The sequence below is a fragment of the Spirillospora sp. NPDC000708 genome (genome assembly GCF_040299565.1).
Taxonomy (GTDB): Bacteria; Actinomycetota; Actinomycetes; order Streptosporangiales; family Streptosporangiaceae; genus Spirillospora.
In genome coordinates this window covers 94,576-115,573 of record NZ_JBEPCJ010000004.1, presented here as the reverse complement: position 1 = coordinate 115,573, position 20,998 = coordinate 94,576, and the positions used below count along the sequence as shown (strand labels likewise).

Here is a 20,998-nt window from a genome sequence, read left to right as displayed (position 1 = left end):
GCGTCCCACTGTGCTGCGCCGGTCCCGCCCGGACGAGCCGCTGGCATCTTGCTGCCACCCCGTCCCGGCCGCGTGGCAGACTGGCGGGTGATGACAGTCGACCTGGACCAGAACGTGATCCTGCGCGGCGAGCGGGAGCTGCTCGAGCGGGCGTGGCGGCTGTTCCTGGCGCGCGAGGAGTTCGCGTGCGCGGCGACGGACATGCGCACCTGGGCCATGCCGGAGATCCGGGAGCGGATCGCCGCCGACCGGCGGAGGCTGGTGCCCCGGCCCGCCGCCTACAAGCTGCACAACCCGGCCGCGCTCGCCGACGAGGAGTCCGAGCGGCGGCTCGTGGAGATCGCCAAGGGCGGCGCGAGCGTGCGGATCTGCACGACGCCGCTGCCGCACGAGACGATCATCGTGGACCGCCGGACCGCGATCCTCGCCGGGCCGCCGGAGAACGGGGTGCGCGAGTACACCGTCGTCCGGTCGCCGAGCGTGGTGAAGGGCGTGGTGTCGCTGTTCTGGGCGACCTGGGAGACCTCCGCCGACCTCGCCGACTACCGGCGCGAGCGGCCGCCCGCGCTGAGCGAGGAGAGCCGGCGGATCCTGCGGCTGCTCGCCGGCGGGCTGAAGGACGAGGCCGCCGCCCGGCAGCTCGGCATGTCGCTGCGCACCTACCGGCGCCGCGTCGCCGAGATCCTCACCCTGCTGGACGCCGGGTCCCGGTTCCAGGCGGGGCTGCGCGCCCACGAGCTCGGCCTGCTCTGACGCCCCCGGGCGACCCTGCGGCCTCCGACGCCCCCGGACGGCGGTGCCGGGCGGGTCAGCCGCCGACCAGCGGGACCAGCTTGATGAACACCAGGTCGGGGTCGCCGGTGAGGTCGATCTCCTCGTCCAGGTCCTCGACCTGGCGGTCCCCGGCCAGCACGAAGAACCCGTTGCCGAGGAACGCCCGCTCGGCGATCTCCGCCTGCCGCTCCCAGTCGATGGGGCGGCGGTCCCGCATCCGGTAGCCGTTCAGCTCGGTCTCGGCGTCGTCCGGGCGGACCAGGCCGTTGAACCGGGTGGACGGGCGGGCGTTGAACCGGGCGACCTCCTCGCGGACCCGGAGCCGGATCAGCTCGCGGACGGTCATCCGCGCGGGCAGCCCGCCGACCTCGAACGCGGCGACGGGCGTGCCGGTCGCGGTCTCGTCGCGGAACGTCACGGCGGTCATCGGGCGCCTCCCTTGATCTGGGCGAGGATGGACTCGTCGGTGATGCCGCCGTCGTCGGCGAGCAGGAACGCCTTGCTGAGGATCAGCGACAGCCGGCCGTCCTCGAACGGCAGGAACACCGTGCCGCCGGCCGCGCGGCCGCCCGGGACGATGCACAGGTAGGCGTCGTCCGGCTCCATGAGGATGTTCGCCGACCCCAGGTGGATCCTGTAGGTGCGCAGGTCGCCGCGGACGACGAGGAACCGGCCGTCCAGGGAGCAGCGGCCGGCGATCCTCGTGCGGGGCAGGATGCGCTCCAGCGCGTCGCGGCGGGCGGCGGCGCTCTCGGTCAGCTCCCCGAACCCGGACCGCTCCCAGTACCGGCGCGGCTCGCCGTCGCCGCTCCACTCCGGGTCGGCGGCGATCGAGGTGACGCCGACGAACAGGTCCACGTCGCGCATCGCCTCGCTGAACACCAGCGGCGGGACCTCCCGCAGCAGCGCCTCACGCCACGCGCCGTCGACCCGGCGCTCGAACGACACCCGGTCGGTGCCGGCCAGCACCAGCTCGTCCTGCCAGTCGGCGAGGACGTGCGCGAACCGCGCCCGCCACTCCCCCGCGCCGAGCAGCCGCACCGCCTCGTCCTCGTAGCCGCCGTCCCACGGGCCGAGCAGGCGGCTCGTCCAGCCGCGCGCCCGGAACAGCGCGAACATCCTGCGGTAGTGGACGAGATGCGCGGCGAACCGGTGGGAGTACGCGCCCGTCCGCTCCTCGGCGGGCGTGAGCAGGTACACCTCGCGGAACGCCTGCTTGAAGGGCTGCCGTATCCGCCGCTCGACGAGCAGGTCGCGCCAGGCCCGCACCTCGTCCGGGGCGGAGCGGAGCGGGTGCCACAGCCGGACGCCCGCCGCGTCCGGCGCGTCCGGGACGCCGCCCGTCTCGGGCAGCACCGCACGCCACTCCCCCGGCGCCTCCTCGATCTCCCAGATCAGCCGCCGGACGGTCGGGCCCGCGACCGGGTGCCGGGCCAGGCCGTCCCGCCACCGGCCGAACCCGTGGACGGCACCGGCCGTGTACCCGGCCTCCAGCGCCCGGACGAGGGTCGTCAGGTGCGCGTCGACCCGCTTGGCGAGCTCGCGCAGCTCCTTGACCTCGGCCTTGTGGTCGCGGCGGACGGCCGCGGGGACGCCCTTCAGCGCCTTGCCGTTCTTCTCGAAGACCAGCACGGCCTTCTCGCCCGCGGTGATGACGGCGGTGTGCGCGCCGAGGTCGCGGCGGTACGCGCCGTCCGGGCCGAAGCCGAGGTCCGGGAGGCGGAGCGCGACGTCCGCCCGCTCCGCCAGCGCCGCCTCGACCCTCTTCAGCATCTTGTCGAGCTGCTTGGGCACCCCGGCGTGCCGGACGGAGCCGCGGACCGTCCGGATCGTGGTGACGAGCTCGGGGATGGGGAAGTCCTGCGCGGCGCGGACGATCTCGTACAGGAGCGCCTGCGACGGCAGCGTCTTCGCCAGCGTCGGCGCGACGGACACGTCCGGCAGCAGGCGGTCGAGCAGTGCGGGCAGCCATGGCTCGTCCCGCAGCAGCGCGATCCGGGCGGCGTGCCCAAGCGCCTTCACCTCGCCGGACGCGAACGCCTTGTCGGCGCGGTAGGGGACGGTCCCGTCCTGGACGGCGCGGGCCCGCTCGGCCGCCGCCTCCAGCGCGCGGCGCGCGAACGCGGCGTAGGCGGGGATCCCGGCCGCCCTCCCGGCGGCGTCCTCCGCGGTCGGCGGGCCGGTGTAGGAATCGTCGGCGGTGAACTCGGCGACGACCACGCGCTCCTGCGCGCCGAGCCCGGCGATGACGTCGATCTCGTCGCGCGCGATCGGGCCGCCGCCGTCCGCCAGCCGGTCCGCGACCTCGCGCAGCAGGCCGGGTCCGGCGAGACCGGCGACCGCCAGCAGCGCGTACGGCTGGTCGAGCCGCCCCGCGTCCAGGAGGAACCGGACGAGCGTGCGCGCCTGACCGGCGACGTCCGGCCACGGCCCGGTGCAGCGCAGCAGCGCCCCGGCTCCGAGCCGCACGTCCGCCCATTTGCGCTGCTCCAGGCCCTGCACGAGCGCGTCGAACATCCGGCGGCACGCGTCCGGGGTGTACCTCGGCTGCCGCTCCCGGCCCTCGCCCTCGACCGCGAACCGGACGCTCGTCGACACGGGCGCCTTCCCCACCGCCGCGTACGCCGCGGGCAGCAGCGTGCCGAGATCCTCGTCGGAGACCCGGGAGACGTCGGCGTACCAGCCGTGGTACTCCGCGTCCTCCGGTGCCGGGTCGGTCATGGCGCGCAGCATCCGCGCCGCCGGGCCGTCCATCAGAGCCCCGTCCTGATCCGCCGCAGCAGCGGCTCGTCCGCGATCTTGTGGTCGGCGGCGAGCAGCACCGCCTTGGTGAGGATCAGCGACAGCCGCTCGTCCTCGAACGGCAGGAACAGCCCGGACTGCCCCTTGCGGCGCGACGGCACGACCCTCAGCAGCGTCCCCTCCGGCTCCATCCGCACGTGCGCGGTGCCGAGATGGATCCGGTAGGTGCGCAGCTCGCCCCGGACGTCGAGGAACCGGTCGCCCAGCCCGCACCGGTCGGCGATCCTCGTGCGCGGCAGGATCCGCTCCAGCGCCGCCCGCCGCGCCTCCGCCGCCGCGCCCGGCCGGCCGAACGCCGCCTCCCGCCGGTAGTGCAGGTGGTGTCGGTCCTCGCCGTCCGGCCAGTCCGGGTCCGCGGCGATCGACGCCGCGTCCACGAACAGGCCGACGTCGCGCATCGCCTCGCTGAACACCAGCGGCGGCGCGTCGGCGAGCCCCGCGCGGCTCCAGTGCCGGCGGTCCCGGCGCTCGAACCGCACATGCCCGGTGACGACATGGTCGCCCTGGCCCGCCGCCTCCGCCGGGTCGTAGCGCAGCACCGCCCGCCACCCGCCGCCGAGGACGCGCCGCGCCGCCGGCGGGGCGCCGCCGTGCAGGCGGCCGCGGTGGTCGGGCCGCCAGCCGCGCTCCCGGAACAGCTCCCGCAGCCGCGCGTACCGGACGATGTGCCCCGCGAACCGGTCGGACCGCAGCGCCCCCTCCTCGTCGGGGGCGAGGACGCACACCTCCCGGAACGCCTGCTTGAACGCCTGCACCATCCGGTTGTCGACCACGAAGTCCCGCCAGGCCCGCACGACGCCGGGCCGCGCCCGCGCCGGATGCCACAGCCGCACCCGCGCGCCGTCGGCGGGCGCGGGCAGCGCCCGGCCGTCCACCGTCACCAGCACGCTCTCGCCCGGCGTCGCCGCGTGCCAGACCCCGTCCGGGTCCTGGAACTCCCAGATCAGGCCGCGGGCGACGGCGCCGCTCACCGGGTGGTCGAGCCACTCGCGCCGCCACGCGCCGTGCCGCCAGGACCGCTCGTCCGCCGCCATCAGCTCCTCGGCGCGGGCCCGCTCGTCCGCGAGGGTGCCGCGCACGCCCTTCGCGAGCGCCTTCAGCTCCCTGATCTCCGCGGCGTGCGGGACCTTCAGCGCCCCGGGGACGGTCGGCAGCGGGTACCCGTCCGCGCCGACGTAGGCCAGCCGCACGGTCAGCGGGTCCTCGATCGTGAGGACGGCCTGGTAGCCGCCGACGTCGCGGGCGAGGGAACCGTCGCCGCCGAGGCCGTGCGCGGGCACGTCGGGTGCGCCGGCCGGCTCGGGGGCGCCGGTGGGCTCGGGGACGCCGGACGCGCCGTCGTCGGGGGGCGGGGCCGCCGCGGGTCCGGCCCACGCCGTCGCGGGCCGCTTCCCGGCGGGCCGCTTCCTCGCGGGCCACGGGCCGTCGAGCGCGGCGAGGTGCGCACGGAGGTCGTCGAACATGTCGCGATCTTGGCAGATCGTTCCGCCCGAGCCGGGCCATTCGGTAAGGATCATCGCGACGGTGACAGCTGGCGGAGGATCGTCTCGTCGGTGATCCGCGCGTCGGCGGCCAGTAGGAACGCCTTGCTGAGGATCAGCGAGAGCCGCTCGTCCTCGAACGGCAGGAACACCGTGCCGCCCGTCGTGCGGCCGCCCCGCACGACGCACAGGTACGCGCCGTCCGGCTCCATCAGGATGTTCGCCGAGCCCAGATGGATCTTGTAGGTGCGCAGGTCGCCGCGGACGACCAGGTACCGGCCGTCGAGGGAGCACCGGCCGGCGATCCTCGTGCGGGGCAGGATCCGCTCCAGCGCCGCCCGCCGCACCTCCGCGCTCGCGGTCAGCTCGCCGAACGTCGCCGCGCGCCAGTAGGCGGCGTACCGGTCCTCGCCCCGGTCCGTCCAGGCCGGGTCGGCGGCGATCGAGGTGACGCCGACGAACAGGTCCACGTCCCGCATCGCCTCGCTGAACACCAGCGGCGGGACCTCGGACAGCGGCGCCTCCTCCCAGCGGCGGCCCTGCCTGCGCTCGAACCGCACCTGGTCGGTCGCGGCGTACTCGGGCGCGTCGTCGAACCCCTCCTCGGCCGGCTCGTGGTAGAAGCACGCCCGCCATGTGCCGCCGCCGAACTCGCCCCGCGCCTCCCCGGAGTAGCCGCCGTCGTAGGAACCGAGGAAGTTGCTCTGCCAGCCCCGTTCCTTGAACAGCGCGTACAGGCGCCGGTAGTGCACGATGTGCGCCGCGAACCGGTTGGAGTACGTCCCGGTCTCCTCCTCCGCCGGGGTGAGCAGGTAGATCTCCCGGAACGCCTGCTTGAACGGCTGCCGGACCCGGGCGTCCATGACCCGCTCCCGCCACGAGCGGACCTCGTCCAGCGCGGCGCGCGCCGGATGCCACAGCCGGACGTTCGCCGCTCCGCCGCCCGGGGTCTCCATCGCGGCGCGCCAGGTGCCGTCCTCGCCCTGGAACTCCCAGATCAGCCCGCGCGCGACGGCGCCGGTGACCGGGTGGTCGCGGTAGTGCTCCCGCCACTCGGCGAACGGCCAGGACCGCGCGCCGTCCGACATGATCGCCTCGACGCGCGCCCGCTCCCCCGACAGCGTCGCCCGGATCTCCTTGGCGAGCGCCTTCAGCTCCTTCAGCTCGCCGGCGAACCCGTCCTTGACCGCCGCCGGGGCCGTCCTGGACGCGCGCCCGTCCGCGCCGGTGAACGTGAGCCGGACGGTCGCCGCGTCCTCGATCGCGATCCGCGCGACGTGCTCCCCGAGGGCGCGCTCCAGCGCGCCGTCCGGGCCGAGCCCGTGGTCGGGGACGCTGCGCTCGACCAGCTGCTCGGGCGTGATGCCCTGCCGTTCGGCGGCGGTCAGGAGCGCGGCGCCGATCTGCTTGCGCAGCGCCCGGTCCTTGATCTTCATCTGGAGGCGCCCCAGCTCCGCCAGCGCCGAGGCGTCCTCGACGGCGCCCAGCGCGTTGATCGCCGCCCCCGCGAGCTTGAGATCCTGCGCGACGTCGCCGCCGTGCGACCCCGTGCGCAGCGCCAGCGCCCCCAGGAACGGCACCGTCTCCGCACCGCCGGTCAGCGTCGCCGCCCAGACGACGCCCCGCGCCAGATCCCCGTGGTTCTGGTGGACGACGTAGTGGTAGTGGTACTGGTCGCCGACCCATCCGGCGTGGCCGCCGTGCTCCCGGCTGCACAGGGGCTCGTCCCGGGCGAGGAGGCGCAGGCACTCGGCCACGGCGGTCCTCGCGTCCGCCGCGTCCGCGAGCGAGACACACGTCCGCCGCCACTTCTGCGACGGGCGCGGCGCCGACAACCCGTCCAGGTGCCGGATGAACGACGCCACATCACCGCCCATCGCTTTCCGTACATGCTCACGCAGCGGCGCCGCCCACGCGTCGTACTTCGGGACCAGACCGGCCGGGAGGGAGTCGCCGACGTCGTCCAAGAGCGCGCGCAGCCGCTTGGCGATCGCCGGGCGCTCGTGCGATCCGACGTAGCTCTCCATGAAGGCGTCATGGGCGAGGCGGAGCCGCGGCGCCACGGCCCGGCGCCCTTCGGCGTCGAGCGCGTCGGCGGCGTCGAGCGCGAGCTTCAGGGTCTCCGCGAACCAACCGTCGCGGTACTCGGCGGCGCATTCGAGCAGGACCTCGACCTCGGAGGCCGCCCAGCCGCCCGTCCGCGCCGCCAGACGGGAAATGTCGCGCTGGTGGCGCCACAGCGGCGCGTCGTTGTTGCAGATGGCCAGCATGAGGGTCAGCAGCGCGGCTCTGGCGTCGGCCCCCGCGCAGCCTTCCAGCCGGCGGTTCAGGTCGCCCCGGACGGCCGTGTCCTCGGCGGCGTACGCCGCGTACTCCTCCGGGGTCTTCGCGGCGTCCCAGGGGTTCCTTCGCGCCCGGTCGAGCAGGTCGACGAGGGCGCGGCCGCGGGCCAGGGCGGCGAGGCGGACGTCGTCGAGGGCGTCGCCCCTGCGCGCCGCCGCCACGAGGGTGTCGTAGAGCATGGCCGTGAGGGTGGCAGGGGCGACCGACAAAACCGGCGAGCGGGCATCTGGTCAGTGACCTTCCGGTCACCTACGCTCGGGACAACGGGACAGAACGAGATTCGGGACGGCCCATGGCGCACAGCGTGGTGATCATCGGAAGCGGGTTCGGCGGGATCGGCATGGCGATCCGGCTCCGGGAGGCCGGCGTCCACGACGTGGTGATCCTGGAGAGGGCGGACGGCCTCGGCGGGACCTGGCGCGACAACACCTACCCCGGCGCCGCCTGCGACGTCCCGTCCCACCTGTACTCGTTCTCGTTCGAGCGCAAGACGGACTGGACGCGCCGGTTCCCGCCGCAGCCGGAGATCCTCGACTACCTGTGGCACTGCGCCCGCAAGTACGGCCTGGTCGGCCGGATCCGGTTCGGCACCGAGGTGACCGAGGCGCGGTTCGACGAGGACGCCGCGCTGTGGCGGGTCTCCACGACGACCGGCGAGCTCGACGCGCGGGTGCTGGTGTCGGCGTGCGGGCAGCTGAACCGGCCCGCGCTGCCGCCGATCGAGGGCCGCGACTCGTTCGCCAGCGCGAGCTTCCACTCCTCCCGCTGGGACCACGGCACGGACCTGCGCGGCAAGCGGGTCGCGGTGGTCGGGACGGGCGCGAGCGCGATCCAGATCGTCCCGGAGATCGCGACGGAGGCGGCGGAGCTGCGGCTGTTCCAGCGGTCCGCGCCCTACGTGATCGAGAAGCCGGACCGGCCGTACCGGGCGTGGGAGAAGGCCGTCCTGCGGACGGTGCCCGGCGCGTACGCGCTGAGCCGCGCCCGGATCTACGCGATGTTCGAGTCGCGCGCCCTTGGCTTCGTCAAGTACCCCAAGCTGATGGGGCTGATGGAGAAGGGCTTCCGCAAGCACCTGGAGGAGCAGGTCGCCGACCCGGCGCTGCGCGACCGGCTCGTCCCGGGGTACCGGATGGGGTGCAAGCGGATCCTGCTGTCCGACACCTACTATCCGGCGCTGAACAGGCCGAACGTCCGGCTGGTCACCGATCCGATCGAGCGCGTCACGCCGTCCGGCGTCGCGACCGCGGGCGAGCACCACGACGTGGACGTGATCGTCTACGCGACGGGGTTCCGGTCCACCGACTTCCTGTCCCCGATGAAGATCGTCGGACGGGACGGGCGGGAGCTGAACGAGGCGTGGCGGGACGGCGCGCAGGCGCATCTCGGCATCACCGTCAGCGGCTTCCCCAACCTGTTCCTGCTCTACGGGCCGTACACCAACCTGGGCCACAACTCGATCATCTACATGCTGGAGTCGCAGTTCCGGTACGTGCTGGGCTGCGTCGAGGCGCTCCGCCGCCACGGCCTGGACTGGATCGACGTGAAGCCCGACGTGCAGGACGCGTTCACCCGCGAGATGCGGGAGCGGATGCGGACGACGGTGTGGGAGGCGGGCTGCCAGAGCTGGTACATGACCGAGGACGGCCGGGTCGTCAACAACTGGCCCGGGTTCACCTTCGCCTACCGCAACGCGACCCGCCGCCCCGATCCCCGCCACTTCACCGCACGGAGGGCTACCGCCCGGTAGGCGGCAGGCTAGGCTCGGAGCCATGCCGACCGCCTTCATCACGGGCGCGACCGCGGGCATCGGCGCCGCGTTCGCCCGCCGCCTCGCCTCCGACGGGTTCGACCTGGTGCTGCTGGCCCGCGACACCGAGCGGCTGGAGCGGGCCGCCGCCGGGCTGCGCGAGCGGTACGGGGTGCGCGCCGAGACGCTGACCGCCGACCTGGCCACCGAGGCGGGCCTCGCCGCCGCCGAGGAGCGCGCCCGCGAGGGCGTCGACCTGCTGGTCAACAACGCCGGGTTCGGCCACAACGGCGTGTTCCTCGACGTGCCGGTGGCGGACGAGATCACGATGCTGAAGGTGCACTGCGAGGCCGTCCTGCGGCTGACCCACGCGGCGCTGCCCGGGATGCTGGAGCGCGACCGGGGCGGGATCGTCAACGTCGCGTCGGTCGCCGCGTTCGCGACGCGCGGCACCTACGGCGCGTCCAAGGCGTGGGTGGTCAACTTCTCCCAGGGCGTGGCCGCCGACATCCGGGGCCGCTCGCGGGGCCGCGTCCGGGTGATGGCGCTGTGCCCCGGCTTCACGCACACCGAGTTCCACCAGCGGGCGAGCATGGACATGTCCGGGCTGCCGGAGTTCATGTGGCTGAAGGACGCCGACGTCGTCGACGCGGCGCTGCGCGACCTGCGGCGCGGCGTGCAGATCAGCGTGCCCGGCGCGCAGTACAAGGCGATCGTGGGGCTCAGCCGGCTGGTGCCCCGCGGGCTGGTCGCGCGGCTCTCGTCCGACACGGGCCGTCACTACGATTGATCAAGTAGTCAAGCGTCACGGTCTTGTCACGCGGAGTCCGACGGGGCATGTTGGACATCCGGCGGTTCTCAGGCGCGCGGAACCCCGGTTCCGCCCGCCCCCAATCCGCCGAGAGGACCCCGATGGGTCACGACCTGGGTTACGCCGCCCTCGCTCTGATCGCGACCACCGTCTACTACATCGCCTTCCTCGTCTTCCGTGTCTCCGCGCGCCGGATGGAGCCGCTGAGGGGAAGCCGCCCGTTCCGCGTCGCCCGGCTCATGCTCACCGATCCGGTGTGGCTGGGCGGCGGGCTGCTGCTGTTCCTCGGCCTCGGCTACGAGGTGGTGGCGTTCCAGCAGATGCCGCTCGCCGTGGCGCAGCCGATCTTCGCGGTCAGCCTGGTGTTCCTCGTCGGCTACGCCGTGTGGTTCCTCGGCGAGCGGCTCGGCGTCCGGGAGTGGGCGAGCGTCGCGCTGTTCGTGCTGGCGACCGTGCTGATCGGGCTGTCGGCGACCGGTGACGGGACCCCGGCGGCGCATGCCACGCTCGTCGGCACGCTTGAGTCCCCCTGGACGATGCTCGCGATCTGCGCGCCCGCCGTGATCATCGCCGGGCTGGTGTGGCTGGTCGGGGACCGGCGCGCCGGCGGCCGGCACGCCCGCAAGCTCGCCGGGGTCGCCTACGGCATCGGCGCGGGCGCCTGCGCGGGGCTCGCCGAGGCCGGCATCCGCGGCATCTCGCTCGTCTACGCCGACACCGGCAGCCTGCGCGCCGTCCTGGAGTCGGCCTACCCGTACCTGACGCTCGGGCTGGCCGCGATCGCGCTCGGGCAGCTGCAGATCGCCCTGCAGCGCTGCCGCGTCGCGATCGTCGCGGTGGTGCTGACCGTCATCGGCCGCACCTACCTCATCGTCAGCAGCACCGTCCTGTTCGGTGAGGAGTGGCCCCGGGACGCGCTGCCGTTCCTGCTGCGCGCCGGCGGGTTCGTCCTGGCGCTGGTCGCGCTGGTGACCTTCCCGCGCTACGAGGATCCGGGCGCCACCGGGCCGCTGCCGGCGCGGGCTCCGCGCCGGAAGGGCGTGCGCGCCCTCCCCTGATCCCTTACATTGCCGGAATGGCCCCCTTCCTCCCGTCGTCTCCGGGGGCGGCGCCCCGCCGGGCGCCCGCCCGGAGACGGGTGCCGGGCAGGGCCCTCGGCTCGGCCGCGCTCGCCGCGGCCGCCCTCGGCGCCGCCCTCCTGCCCTTCGCCGCCTCCCCCGCGTCCGCCGTGGTCGGCGGCGCGCCCGCCTCCGCCGCCTCCTACCCGTGGCTCGCCGCCGTCGGCTCGCCGGTCTTCTTCGTGCGCCCGGCGGGCCAGTTCTGCGGCGGCGTCCTCATCGAGCCGGACCGGCTCCTCACCGCCGGGCACTGCGTGTCGGTGCTGCGCGGCGTCCCCGGCCTGCTCAAGGTCACCTTCGGCCGCGACGACCTGTCCGGCGGCGGCGGCGAGAGCGTGTCCGTCACGTCCGTGAAGCTGCACCCGAAGTACAGCGAGACGTCCTTCAAGGGCGAGACGGTCAGCCACCACGACGTCGCCGTCCTCACCCTCTCGCGGCGGGTGGACCGGCCGACCGTCCCGCTCGGCTCCCCCGGGTCCGCCACGAGCGGCGTGGTCGCCGGCTGGGGCACCACGTCCGAGTCCGACTGGTTCAACACCCGGCTGCGCTCCGCGCAGGTGCCGCTGCCCGGCGACGACGCCTGCAAGAAGGCGTACGGCGGCTCCTACGACGCGTCCGACATGGCGTGCGCCGGGTCGCCGAAGGCCGACACCTGCCAGTTCGACAGCGGCGGCCCGCTGCTGGTGGGCGGCCGCGTCGTCGCCCTCACCTCCTGGGCCTACGGCTGCGCCAAGCCCGGCTATCCCGGCGTCTACACGCGCGTCACCGACCTGCCCTAGCCGCGCGCGGCGCCCGGCCGGAAGCGGGCAGCGGTTGGCGCCGCGACCCCGCCTGCGGCGATGCTGTGACGCATGCGCGTATTGGTGACGGGGGCGGCGGGTTACATCGGGTACGCGGTGGCGCGGCGGCTGGCGGCCGCCGGGCACGACGTCGACGGGCTGACCCGGCGGGACGCCGCGCTCCCGGACGGGGTGCGGCCCGTCCGCGGCGACGTCCTCGACCCGGGTTCGCTGCCATCCGGACCGTACGACGGGGTGTGCCATCTCGCGGCGCTCACCCGCGTCCGCGAGTCGTTCCAGGAACCGCTGCGCTTCTTCACCGCCAACGTGCAGGGCACGGTCAACGTCCTGCACGCCGCCGCCGGGGCGCGCGTGGTGTTCGGGTCGACCGCCGCCGTGTACGGGACGCCCGAGCGGCAGCCGATCCCCGAGACGGAGGCCACCGCGCCGTCCAACCCGTACGGGGCGTCGAAGCTGGCCGCCGAGCAGGCCGTCCGGTACCACGCCCGGACGGGCGCGATCGGCGCGGTGGTGCTGCGGACGTTCAACGTCGCGGGCTCGGTGGACGGCCGGATCGACCCGGACGAGACCCGCCTGATCCCCAAGGCGCTCGCGGTGGCGGCGGGCCGCGCGCCCCGGCTGGAGATCAACGGCGACGGGCTGGCCGTCCGCGAGTTCCTGCACGTGGACGACCTCGCCGCCGCCTACGTCGCCGCGCTGGAGGCGGTCGCCCTCGGCGAGGACCGCGTGTACAACGTCGGCGGCGGTGCGGGCACGGCCGTCCACGAGGTCGTCTCGGCGGTCGAGGAGGTGACGGGGCGGCCCGTCCCGACGCTGCGGCGGCCGCCGCAGCCGGAGCCGCCGGTGCTGGTCTGCGACTCCGCCGCGATCCGCGCCGAACTCGGCTGGCGGCCGGAGCGGTCGGGCCTCCGGGAGATCATCCGGGGCTCGTGGTCCGCCCTCACCCGCGGGGACGGATAAACTCTCCAGCGTGTCCGACCCGAAGTTCGAAGTCCAGATGCTGCACGACCGTGTCATGATCAAGGTCGAGAAGGACGCCGGCGAGCGCCGCAGCACCGGCGGCATCGTGATCCCGGCGACCGTCGAGCAGGCCAACCGGCTGGTGTGGGGCGAGGTGTGCGGGGTCGGCCACCATGTCCGCACGGTCAAGGTGGGCGACCGCGTCCTGTTCCACCCCGGCGACCAGTACGAGGTCGAGATCCAGGGCGAGAACTACCTGGTGATGCGGGAGCGCGACCTGCACGCGGTCGCCAGCGAGCGCCCCGAGCACGGCACCGGCCTCTACCTCTGACGCCGAACGACCCGTAACGCCGAACGACCCGTAACGGCGAGCGGCCCGTACCGGCGAGGGCGGGGCGCGGGACGGTCCGGCCGTCCCGCGCCCCGCCCTCCGGTCGGGCGGTCAGGTCTTCGCGACGGGCGTGCCGTACACGCTGACCTCCGTGAGGTGGAAGGTGAAGTTGGCGGTGTTGCCGAGGCCGACGACGCGGATGTAGCGGGCCTTCGCCTCGGTGTTCATCGTGTCGCCCGCGTCGGTGGCGGGGGCGGGGCCGTTGCGGCCGCCGAGGGTGAACCAGTGCTCGCCGTCGAGGCTGCCCTCCAGCCGGTAGGTGTAGTAGCGGGTCCCGTCGACGTAGTTGCGGACGTTGACGCGGGACACCGCGTTGACGGCGCCGAGATCGACGCGCCACCACGTCTCGCCGTAGGTCAGCTGCCCTCCCCAGTACGGCGAGTTGGCGCGGCTGCCGTCGTTGGCGGCCTCCGGCGGCCGCCCGGACTCCGACGACAGCGCCGTCACCGGCTTGCGCAGGCTCTGCAGCTGGTCGCCCGACCCGTCGCGCGAGGTGTCCGGCGTGGCGGTGACGCCGCCGTCGAAGCGGGCGATCGCCTCCTGGCCGGTGTGCCGGTTCACCGCGCTGACGAACATGCCGACGTCCTCGGCGCCGGACGCGCCGGACACCGCGCCGGAGCCGACGACGGTCCAGTTCTCGCCGTCGGAGCTGCACGAGCCGGTCATCCGGTCGCCGTCCCTGCGCAGCCGCACCCGGACGTCGCCGGCGGTGAACCCGCCGACCTCGGTGACATGGTCGAGCCTGCCGTCGCCGTCGGCGTCGTAGGAGAAGACGCAGCCGTGCTCGGGCGTGACGGCGATGTCGGCGTATCCGCCGGAGCCGGCCTTGGTCAGGTCGGCGGCGGCCACCAGCCCGGCGCGGGAGTACGGCGAAGCGCCGTCCAACTGCGTCACCTTCGTGGACACCGCGTGCCCCGAGGCGAGCCCGCCTTCGGTGTAGACGGTGGCGAGCTCGTTGGTGGCGCCCCAGACGTCCTCGCCGCCGGCGGCGATCCCGATCGTCCCGCCATCCTGCGCGTACTCGGCGGGCGCGGAGGCCGTCGTCTTGTAGGGCGCGCCGATCGTGCTTCCGCCGACCATCAGCAGGGAGTGCGCGTTCGCCTGCTCGGTCCCGCCCTTGCCGCTGCGCCACGACACGGTCGCGTCCAGGCCGGGCAGCGCGCCCGGCTTGGCGTCGGCGGGGGCCGTCACGGTCCACGTCGAGGTGGCGGTGGCTCCGGGTGCGACATCGCCCGCTCCGGACGAGGCGGCCGCCTCGCGGACGGTGTAGCCGGACGGTGCCGACAGCGCGAACCGGACGCCGCTCGCGGCGCTCAGCGTCGACTCGTTGGTGTAGGTCGCGGTGACGCGGACGGTGCCGCCCGCGGTGATCCCCTTCCGGTCGGAGGCGAGGGCCAGCGCGCCCGCGGGCTCCTCGGCGATCCGCGCGGCCAGCCGGTAGGCGTCGCCGTGCGGACGGTCGGGGTAGCGGGTTCCGGCGTGGGCCCAGTTCTCGGCGACGGCGCGCCAGTCGATCTCCTTGGGCTGCGCACCGGTCCTCATCGCGCGCTTCAGCTCGTCGAAGAACATCGTCCAGCGCTCGCCGTAGTAGCCGCCGACCAGGCCGTTGACCTCGCGGCGCGCGTAGTCCTGCAGGCCGGGGCTCTCGGTCTGCCACAGCGTGACGAGCGACTTGAGGTCGTAGTCGAGGGCCGCGGCCTCCTTCCGGTCCGCCGCCTGGCGGGCGGCCTCGCTCTGCCAGGTGCCGAGCAGGAAGTTCGGGTCGGTGCCGAGGACCTGGTCCATGAGCCCGATCTCCGCCGTCCACCGGTCGGTGAGCCGGTCGAAGGCGGCCCGGTCGCCGTCCTGGTAGGCGGCGCGGATCTTCGGCAGGAGCGACCTGCCGCGGTTGGCGAGGACCTGCCGGGCCACGTCGACGAGGTCGTAGCGGTACGCCTCGGAGCGCCGCAGCCGCGGGTCGACCTGCAGCAGCTCGCGCAGCGCCCGCTCGAACTCGGCGGGGTCGTACTGGAGGGCCGTGCCGGTGTCGTTCAGGCTCGGCTGGTCGTCGAACAGGGCGGTCACGTGCCGGGTGTCCTTGCCCGCCGGCCACGCGTAGGCGGTGCGGCCGATGATCCGCCAGGCCGCGACGGCGTGCGGGTCGGCCGCGCCGTAGCGGGCGGCGGCGTACTCGGAGAGCCAGGCGTCCATGTCGACCGGCCCGTCCTCCCACGGCATGTCGGTGAAGAACGCCACCGCGGCGGGGTTGTTGTCGATGGCCTCGGGCATCAGCGCGATGCCGTTCAGCGCGCTGCCCGGCTTGGTGCGCATGGCGTGGAACTTGGCGTTCCACACGGTGAGCCCGGCGCCGAAGTTCTGGTGGCCGCCGAAGTTCCAGATCGTGCCGAAGGCGTACTGGGTGCCGAGGAAGTCGGTCTCGCGGTCGGTGACGCTCGGCTGCTCGGTGATGCCGTCGACGATGAACATCCGGGACCGGTCGACGGCTTCGAGGGTCTCCTTGCGCGGGTTGCTCTGCCAGCCGAGGATCACCCAGAGCGCGCCCGGGTGGGCGGCTTCGAGCGCGTCCTGGACGGCCTTCGACGCGGGCCCCACCGGCACCGACCCGGCCCTGCCGCCCTCGTGCAGCAGATCCATCTTGTACATGCTGCTCTGGCCGTAGAGCTGGGTCTGCGCCTGGTAGAACGCCGCCGCGACCTTCCCGAACTCGGGCCCGGTCGGGTCGAGCCAGTCGGGACGCTCTAGACCGTTCCACGTACCCTGCGGGACGGTGTTCGCGCCCGGGTTGCGGGTCTCGAAGTCCGTCGGAACGGTGCCGTAGTAGCCGGGCAGGACGGGCGTGATGCCGAGCTCGCGGAGCCGGTCGACGATGCGCCGGGCGAGCGCCGCGCGCCGGTCGATCAGCTGCTGGGAGATCGGCGAGCCGGTGCAGCACATGTTCTGCAGCAGCCACCACGCCTGGTGCGCGGGCTGCGGGATCCACTTGCGCATGTCCTCGGCGCTGTAGCCGAACCGCTGGAAGGCCCGCTGGTAGACGGCCTCCTGGCCCTCGTACACCAGCACCTCGTTGACGCCGTGCAGCGCGAGGGCGTCGATGCGGCGCTGCCACTCGTCCCAGCTCAGGTACGCGCCGGCGTAGCCCTCGTTGGTGTCGTTGAGCGCGAACCGGTGCGCGACGGAGGCGTCCTCCTCGATCGGCGCGGCCGGCAGCGGCAGCCGGGCGGGCAGGTCGAGCTGCGCCCCGCCGATCGCGTAGTCGGCGTGCGCGACCTTGCGCAGGTACCAGCCGAAGCCGGTGAGCTGGACGGCCGGGGACGTCCCGGCGATCACCAGCCGGCCGCCGGCGGCGGAGATGCGGAACCGGTCGGCGCCGGTGCCCTTCCCGATCGTCTGGAGGGTGACCTGCGCGGCCCGCTGCCGGCCGAGGATCCGCTCCAGCGCCTGCGCCGCGGGCCCGGTCCGCGGGGCCGCGGCCGGTGCTCCGGCGGGGCCGGTCCGGGCGGCCGCCGGCGGCACCGCCCCGGCGAACGGCACCGCGAGTGCCGCCGCCACCGCGACGGCGAGCACCCGTGAGCGCCGCCCGGCGTCTCGTCGTCTGCCCCGTGGTCTTGCCTGTCGTCTGTCCGGTCTACGGCCCAACACCATGGCGGAACCTCCACCGCGCGGGGGTTTGTTAAAGTCCTTGCAATACCAGGACGAAGTTCATAATCGATGCGCGGGGCCCTCCGGTCAAGGGGTCCGGACGATCTTTCGGAGGGGCGATGGGAGACGAACGGGCGGTCGGGACCCCGGTGCTGCGCCGCCTCAACACCGCCGCCGTGCTGCGCGCGGTGCGCGACTGCGCGCCCGAGCCCGTGCGGCTGGCCGAGCTGGTCAGGCTGACCGGCCTCACCCGCCCCACCGTGGGCCAGGCGGTGGACGACCTGGTCGAGGAGGGGTGGCTGCAGCAGCACGACCCGGCCGCGGCGTCCCCGCAGGGCGGCCGCCCCGCGGTCCGCGTCTCGCTGCGCGGCCGCGCCGCCCCCGTGCTGGGCCTCGACGTCGGCCCGCACACCGTCAGCGCCGGGATCGACGACCTGGCCGCCCACCGCCTCGCCGCCGTCCGCCTCCCCGTCGACCACACCGGGGCCGGGCGGCTGCTCGGCGTCGTCGACGAGGCGGTCGCGCGCGCCCTCGCCGAGGCCGGGCTCGGCGCGGACGAGATCGCCGCCGTGGTCGTCGCCACGCCCGGCATCGTCGACCCCGCGTCCGGCCGGATCCTGCTGGCGCCCAGCGTCCCGGGCTGGACGTCGGTGAACCTGTCCGAGCACCTCCGGGGCCGCTTCGGCTGCCCCGTCCAGGTGGAGAACGACGCGAACCTCGCGGCGCTGGCCGTCGCCGGGGAGCGCAGCGGGGCCGGCACCCTGCTCGCCGTGCAGTGGGGCGAGCGGCTCGGCGCCGGCGTCGTGATCGGCGGCCGGCTGCACCGCGGCACCGGGTCCGCCGGCGAGATCGGCTTCATCCGGCCGCCCGGCGACGTCCCCGACACCGGCGACGGCCGGGGGCCGCTGGAGCGGGCCATCGGCGCGGAGGCCATCACCGAGCGGGCCCGCCGGGCCGCCCGCTACCGCCCCGGCACCGCCCTCCGGGCCGACGGGCTCGACGCGGCGGCCGTCTTCGCCGCGGCCGCCGGCGGCGACGAGGCGGCCGTCGAGGTCGTCGACGAGGTGGCCGCGTCCTTCGCGCACGCCATCGCCCCGGCCGTGCTCGTGCTGGCCCCCGACGCCGTCGTGATCGGCGGCGGCGTCGCCCGCGCCGGGTCGGTGCTGCTGACGGCCATCACCCGGCACCTCGGCGGGCTGACCCTCACCCCGCCCGCCGTCGAGTTCTCCGGCCTGGCCGAGGACACCGTCCTCACCGGCGCCCTGCGGCTCGCGCTCGACGAGGTCTGGGGGCGGCTCCCCGTCTGACCGGCCGCGGCGCGCGGGACGCCGGGCGTCACCACTCGGGCGGGCGGTGCCGGATCCACGGGTCGGCCGCCTCGACCTGGGCACAGAGCGCGAGCAGCGCCGCCTCTCCCGCCGGGCGCCCGACCAGGCTGACGCCGACCGGCAGGCCGGTGCCGGTACGGTGCAGCGGCAGGTTGGCGACGGGCTGGCCGGTCATGTTGTAGACGCTGGTGAACGCGCTGAACGCGCTCTGCCTGCGCAGGTTGTCGAGCGGCTCGGTGTCCTTCTCGTCGAAGAACTCCACCGGCTGCGGCAGCGCCGCCAGCGTGGGCGTCAGGACGGCGTCGTAGCGGGCCGTGGCCTCGATGGACGCGCGGGCGGCGCGCTGCATCCCGCCGATCGCGGCGGCGAAGGCGGCGCCGTCCATCCGGCGCCCGTACGCGCGCCAGGCACGGGTCACGGGGCGCAGCGCCTCCTCCGCGCCCGGTGCGACGGCGGGGCCGAGCGACTGCACGCTCCAGACGGTGACGAAGAGGTCGGAGACCTCGGGGCCGAAGGGCGTGGGGATGTCCTCGACGTCGTGCCCGAGGCCCTCCAGCACGCGGGAGGCGTGCTCCCACGCCTCGACGCAGGCCGGGTCGACGTCGACGCCCGGCGCGGCGGGCCGGGCGTAGCGGCCGATGCGGAGCCGTCCGGGCTCGCGGCCGGCGTGGCCGAGGAAGGTCTCGCCGTCCGGGAGCGGCGGCGCCCAGTGCGGGTCGCCGGGCATCGGCACCGCCATCACGTCGAGCATCGCGGCGGCGTCCCGGACGGTGCGCGCCAGCGGGCCCTGGACGGCGAGGCCGCTCACGTCGGCGCCGTCCGGTCCCGCGCTGATCCGGCCCCGGGACGTCTTGAGCCCGAAGAGCCCGCAGGAGCTCGCGGGGATCCGGATGGAGCCGCCGCCGTCGCTCCCGTGCGCGCCGGCGCGAGGCCGAGCGCCACGGCGGCGGCCGCGCCGCCGCTGGAGCCGCCCGCCGACCTGGCCGTGTCCCACGGGGTGCGGGCGGGCGGCGCGACGTCGCCCTCGGTGTAGCAGGGCAGCCCGAATTCCGGCACGGCGGTCTTGCCCGGCATGACCGTTCCGGCCGCGCGCAGCAGCCGCACGACGCTGTCATCCGCAAATCCGGTCAAATCGGCAAAAACGGATGAACCAGAAGTCATCCGCACGCCGTCCACCATGTTCAGGTCCTTGACCGGAACCGGCACCCCGAGCAGCGGCGGCAGGTCCGCCGGGTCAGCGGCGTCCAGCACCGCCTTCTCGGCCCGCGCGGCCTGCTCGCGCGCCGCCTCCGCGGTGACCGTCACATAGGCGCCCACCTGCGGGTTCAGCCGTTCGATGCGGTCCAGGTAGTGGTCGGTCAGCTCGACCGGGGACAGCCGCCCCGAGCGGACGGCGTCAGCCGCCTCCCTAGCGCCGAGGTCATGGAGATGTGTCACGAACCGGAACGCTAGACCGCTCGACCGCGGGCATCAAAAAGCAGAGACTCTCTGCCAGGGAAGAGGTGGTAGAAGACTCACGTACCCGCCGTGCGCGGAAGTCAATCACTCACGTCCGGCGACAAAAGATTAACCCTGCATGACTAGTCGTCGACGCGCATGATGATTACTCTGCGCTCGGAGGATCATGCCCCCGATAGGAAAGGAATACGGAGCGTCACTTATGGCGATCACGGAGCGGGGCGACACACAGCAGGCGCGGGGACAGCCCGTGGACGACCCCGAGCAGCTGGACGAGGCGCAGGAGCAGCCCCCCATGCAGGAGCCGGAGAAGCGTCCCCCCGGCGACCGGACGCCCACCGCGATGCTCGCCGACCCCCGGGTCCGGACCTGGGCGTGGCGGATCGGCGTCGCCGTGGCGGTGCTCATCGTCGTCACCCTGGTGTTCGGCGGCAGGCTCGGCATCACCGCGGCGGTCCTCGCGGTCGTCGTGGACGTCGTCCGCCGGTCCCGCCGGAACTCCAGCATCCCGGCCTGGCAGAAGTCCTCGGCCGCCGAACGGCGCACCGAGAAGCAGCTCAGGTCGCTGCAGCGCAACGGCTACCTCGTGCTGCACGCCCGGGCCGTCCCGCGCGACGACGAGGGTGTCAGCGACGGGCGGATCGACCACCTGGTGATCGGGCCGAGCGGCGTCTACGCCATCGACTCCGAGAAGTGGGACAAGCGCCTCCCCGTGCGCACCCTGTCCCACCGCAAGCTCTTCCACGGCCCCTTCAACAAGAAGGACCGGCTGGACGAGGCGCGCTGGGAGGCCGACCAGGCCAGCAAGATCATCGGCGGGCAGGTCGGGTTCGAGGTGCCCGTGCAGCCCTCGGTGGCCATCTACGGGCCGTCCATCCCGTGGAAGGTCATGCGGGTCAGGGACGTCGACGTGTACGCGGGCAACCGGGCCCGCTCGTACCTGCGCCGCCGCCCCAAGATCCTCACCGACACCGACGTCCAGCGGATCTTCCAGGCGGCGGAGAAGGCGCTGCCGCCCAAGTACGGCTGATCCCGCGGCGGCGGACCCGCCACGACACCGGATCCCGCAACGGCGCGGGACTCCGTCAACCCGGGGCGGCCCTGTCCCTGGGCCGCCCGAACGCTCGAAGCCGAGCCCACCGGGCCCCTCGCGGGCCCGGCTCCTTCCCGCCGGCCCACCGAGCCCCCGGCCCTCCGAACACCCGGCCCGCCGAGCCGCCCTCCCCGGCCTCCGGCCCCTGACCCGATCGTCGCCGTGCCCGGCTTTTCCAAGCTCCGGCCCCGACCTTGTAGCATCGGATGACACAGGCCGGCCCGCGCGCGACCTCCGCTGAGCCGGCGGC

The 20,998-nt window shown here is 74.5% G+C and carries 14 protein-coding genes and 1 pseudogene; 9 read left to right on the top strand and 6 right to left on the bottom strand.

What is annotated here, in order from left to right:
- The first annotated feature begins 90 nt into the window (after positions 1-90).
- Positions 91-753: a helix-turn-helix domain-containing protein gene (locus ABT299_RS04810; RefSeq protein ID WP_190863583.1), complete on the top strand. Its 663-nt coding sequence runs from the start codon at positions 91-93 to the stop codon at positions 751-753.
- A gap of 55 nt (positions 754-808) precedes the next feature.
- On the opposite strand, the gene ABT299_RS04805 is transcribed toward ABT299_RS04810, so the two are convergent.
- From ABT299_RS04805 to ABT299_RS04790, 4 genes are read right to left on the bottom strand one after another with little or no spacing between them, the layout of a single operon-like run.
- Positions 809-1,201 (bottom strand): hypothetical protein, encoded by a 393-nt coding sequence (locus ABT299_RS04805; protein WP_190863581.1) that lies wholly within the window; start codon positions 1,199-1,201, stop codon positions 809-811.
- Entirely contained in the window at positions 1,198-3,528 is a 2,331-nt protein-coding gene (locus ABT299_RS04800) for a DUF4132 domain-containing protein (protein ID WP_500249782.1), read from the bottom strand. The genes ABT299_RS04805 and ABT299_RS04800 overlap by 4 nt, the downstream gene beginning before the upstream one ends.
- Positions 3,528-5,039 (bottom strand): DUF4132 domain-containing protein, encoded by a 1,512-nt coding sequence (locus ABT299_RS04795; RefSeq protein WP_500249781.1) that lies wholly within the window; start codon positions 5,037-5,039, stop codon positions 3,528-3,530. The genes ABT299_RS04800 and ABT299_RS04795 overlap by 1 nt, the downstream gene beginning before the upstream one ends.
- A gap of 50 nt (positions 5,040-5,089) precedes the next feature.
- Positions 5,090-7,579 (bottom strand): DUF4132 domain-containing protein, encoded by a 2,490-nt coding sequence (locus ABT299_RS04790; protein WP_500249780.1) that lies wholly within the window; start codon positions 7,577-7,579, stop codon positions 5,090-5,092.
- A gap of 113 nt (positions 7,580-7,692) precedes the next feature.
- Between ABT299_RS04790 and ABT299_RS04785 the strand changes: the two genes are divergently transcribed.
- From ABT299_RS04785 to ABT299_RS04760, 6 genes are all read left to right on the top strand, one after another.
- Positions 7,693-9,150 carry a flavin-containing monooxygenase gene (locus tag ABT299_RS04785; protein WP_500249779.1) on the top strand — a complete coding sequence of 486 codons (1,458 nt, stop codon included), beginning with the start codon at positions 7,693-7,695 and terminating at the stop codon, positions 9,148-9,150.
- Between the two features lie 22 nt (positions 9,151-9,172).
- On the top strand, positions 9,173-9,940 hold the full coding sequence (locus ABT299_RS04780) for an SDR family NAD(P)-dependent oxidoreductase (RefSeq protein ID WP_387023680.1): 768 nt from the start codon (positions 9,173-9,175) through the stop codon (positions 9,938-9,940).
- Between the two features lie 122 nt (positions 9,941-10,062).
- Complete coding sequence (locus ABT299_RS04775; protein WP_387023682.1) at positions 10,063-11,019, top strand: DMT family transporter; 957 nt, start codon at positions 10,063-10,065, stop codon at positions 11,017-11,019.
- A 17-nt stretch (positions 11,020-11,036) separates the two neighbouring features.
- Positions 11,037-11,858 (top strand): serine protease, encoded by an 822-nt coding sequence (locus tag ABT299_RS04770; protein ID WP_500249778.1) that lies wholly within the window; start codon positions 11,037-11,039, stop codon positions 11,856-11,858.
- A gap of 72 nt (positions 11,859-11,930) precedes the next feature.
- The gene (locus tag ABT299_RS04765) at positions 11,931-12,839 is read left to right on the top strand and encodes an NAD-dependent epimerase/dehydratase family protein (RefSeq protein ID WP_500249777.1); all 909 of its coding nucleotides are present in this window, start codon (positions 11,931-11,933) and stop codon (positions 12,837-12,839) included.
- A gap of 10 nt (positions 12,840-12,849) precedes the next feature.
- On the top strand, positions 12,850-13,170 hold the full coding sequence (locus tag ABT299_RS04760) for a co-chaperone GroES (RefSeq protein WP_190863563.1): 321 nt from the start codon (positions 12,850-12,852) through the stop codon (positions 13,168-13,170).
- Positions 13,171-13,281: 111 nt separating this feature from the next.
- Here the strand turns inward: ABT299_RS04760 and ABT299_RS04755 are convergent, their stop codons facing one another.
- Complete coding sequence (locus ABT299_RS04755; protein ID WP_500249776.1) at positions 13,282-16,794, bottom strand: alpha-N-acetylglucosaminidase TIM-barrel domain-containing protein; 3,513 nt, start codon at positions 16,792-16,794, stop codon at positions 13,282-13,284.
- A 194-nt stretch (positions 16,795-16,988) separates the two neighbouring features.
- Here ABT299_RS04755 and ABT299_RS04750 point away from each other — a divergent pair, with 194 nt between their 5' ends.
- Positions 16,989-18,176 (top strand): ROK family transcriptional regulator, encoded by a 1,188-nt coding sequence (locus ABT299_RS04750; RefSeq protein WP_190863558.1) that lies wholly within the window; start codon positions 16,989-16,991, stop codon positions 18,174-18,176.
- Between the two features lie 28 nt (positions 18,177-18,204).
- Here the strand turns inward: ABT299_RS04750 and ABT299_RS04745 are convergent.
- Positions 18,205-19,502, bottom strand: a pseudogene (locus tag ABT299_RS04745) (amidase).
- A gap of 355 nt (positions 19,503-19,857) precedes the next feature.
- Between ABT299_RS04745 and ABT299_RS04740 the strand changes: the two are divergent.
- A complete protein-coding gene (locus ABT299_RS04740; RefSeq protein ID WP_190864207.1) occupies positions 19,858-20,685 on the top strand; it encodes a nuclease-related domain-containing protein in 828 nt (275 codons plus the stop codon).
- Positions 20,686-20,998 lie beyond the last annotated feature (313 nt).

Coding starts and splice junctions, on each gene's coding strand:
- ABT299_RS04780 (WP_387023680.1), top strand. CDS start 9,173: ATGCCGACCGCCTTCATCACGGGCGCGACCGCGGGCATCGGCGCCGCG.
- ABT299_RS04775 (WP_387023682.1), top strand. CDS start 10,063: ATGGGTCACGACCTGGGTTACGCCGCCCTCGCTCTGATCGCGACCACC.
- ABT299_RS04810 (WP_190863583.1), top strand. CDS start 91: ATGACAGTCGACCTGGACCAGAACGTGATCCTGCGCGGCGAGCGGGAG.
- ABT299_RS04750 (WP_190863558.1), top strand. CDS start 16,989: ATGGGAGACGAACGGGCGGTCGGGACCCCGGTGCTGCGCCGCCTCAAC.
- ABT299_RS04795 (WP_500249781.1), bottom strand. CDS start 5,039: ATGTTCGACGACCTCCGTGCGCACCTCGCCGCGCTCGACGGCCCGTGG.
- ABT299_RS04790 (WP_500249780.1), bottom strand. CDS start 7,579: ATGCTCTACGACACCCTCGTGGCGGCGGCGCGCAGGGGCGACGCCCTC.
- ABT299_RS04805 (WP_190863581.1), bottom strand. CDS start 1,201: ATGACCGCCGTGACGTTCCGCGACGAGACCGCGACCGGCACGCCCGTC.
- ABT299_RS04800 (WP_500249782.1), bottom strand. CDS start 3,528: ATGGACGGCCCGGCGGCGCGGATGCTGCGCGCCATGACCGACCCGGCA.
- ABT299_RS04770 (WP_500249778.1), top strand. CDS start 11,037: ATGGCCCCCTTCCTCCCGTCGTCTCCGGGGGCGGCGCCCCGCCGGGCG.
- ABT299_RS04785 (WP_500249779.1), top strand. CDS start 7,693: ATGGCGCACAGCGTGGTGATCATCGGAAGCGGGTTCGGCGGGATCGGC.
- ABT299_RS04765 (WP_500249777.1), top strand. CDS start 11,931: ATGCGCGTATTGGTGACGGGGGCGGCGGGTTACATCGGGTACGCGGTG.
- ABT299_RS04740 (WP_190864207.1), top strand. CDS start 19,858: ATGGCGATCACGGAGCGGGGCGACACACAGCAGGCGCGGGGACAGCCC.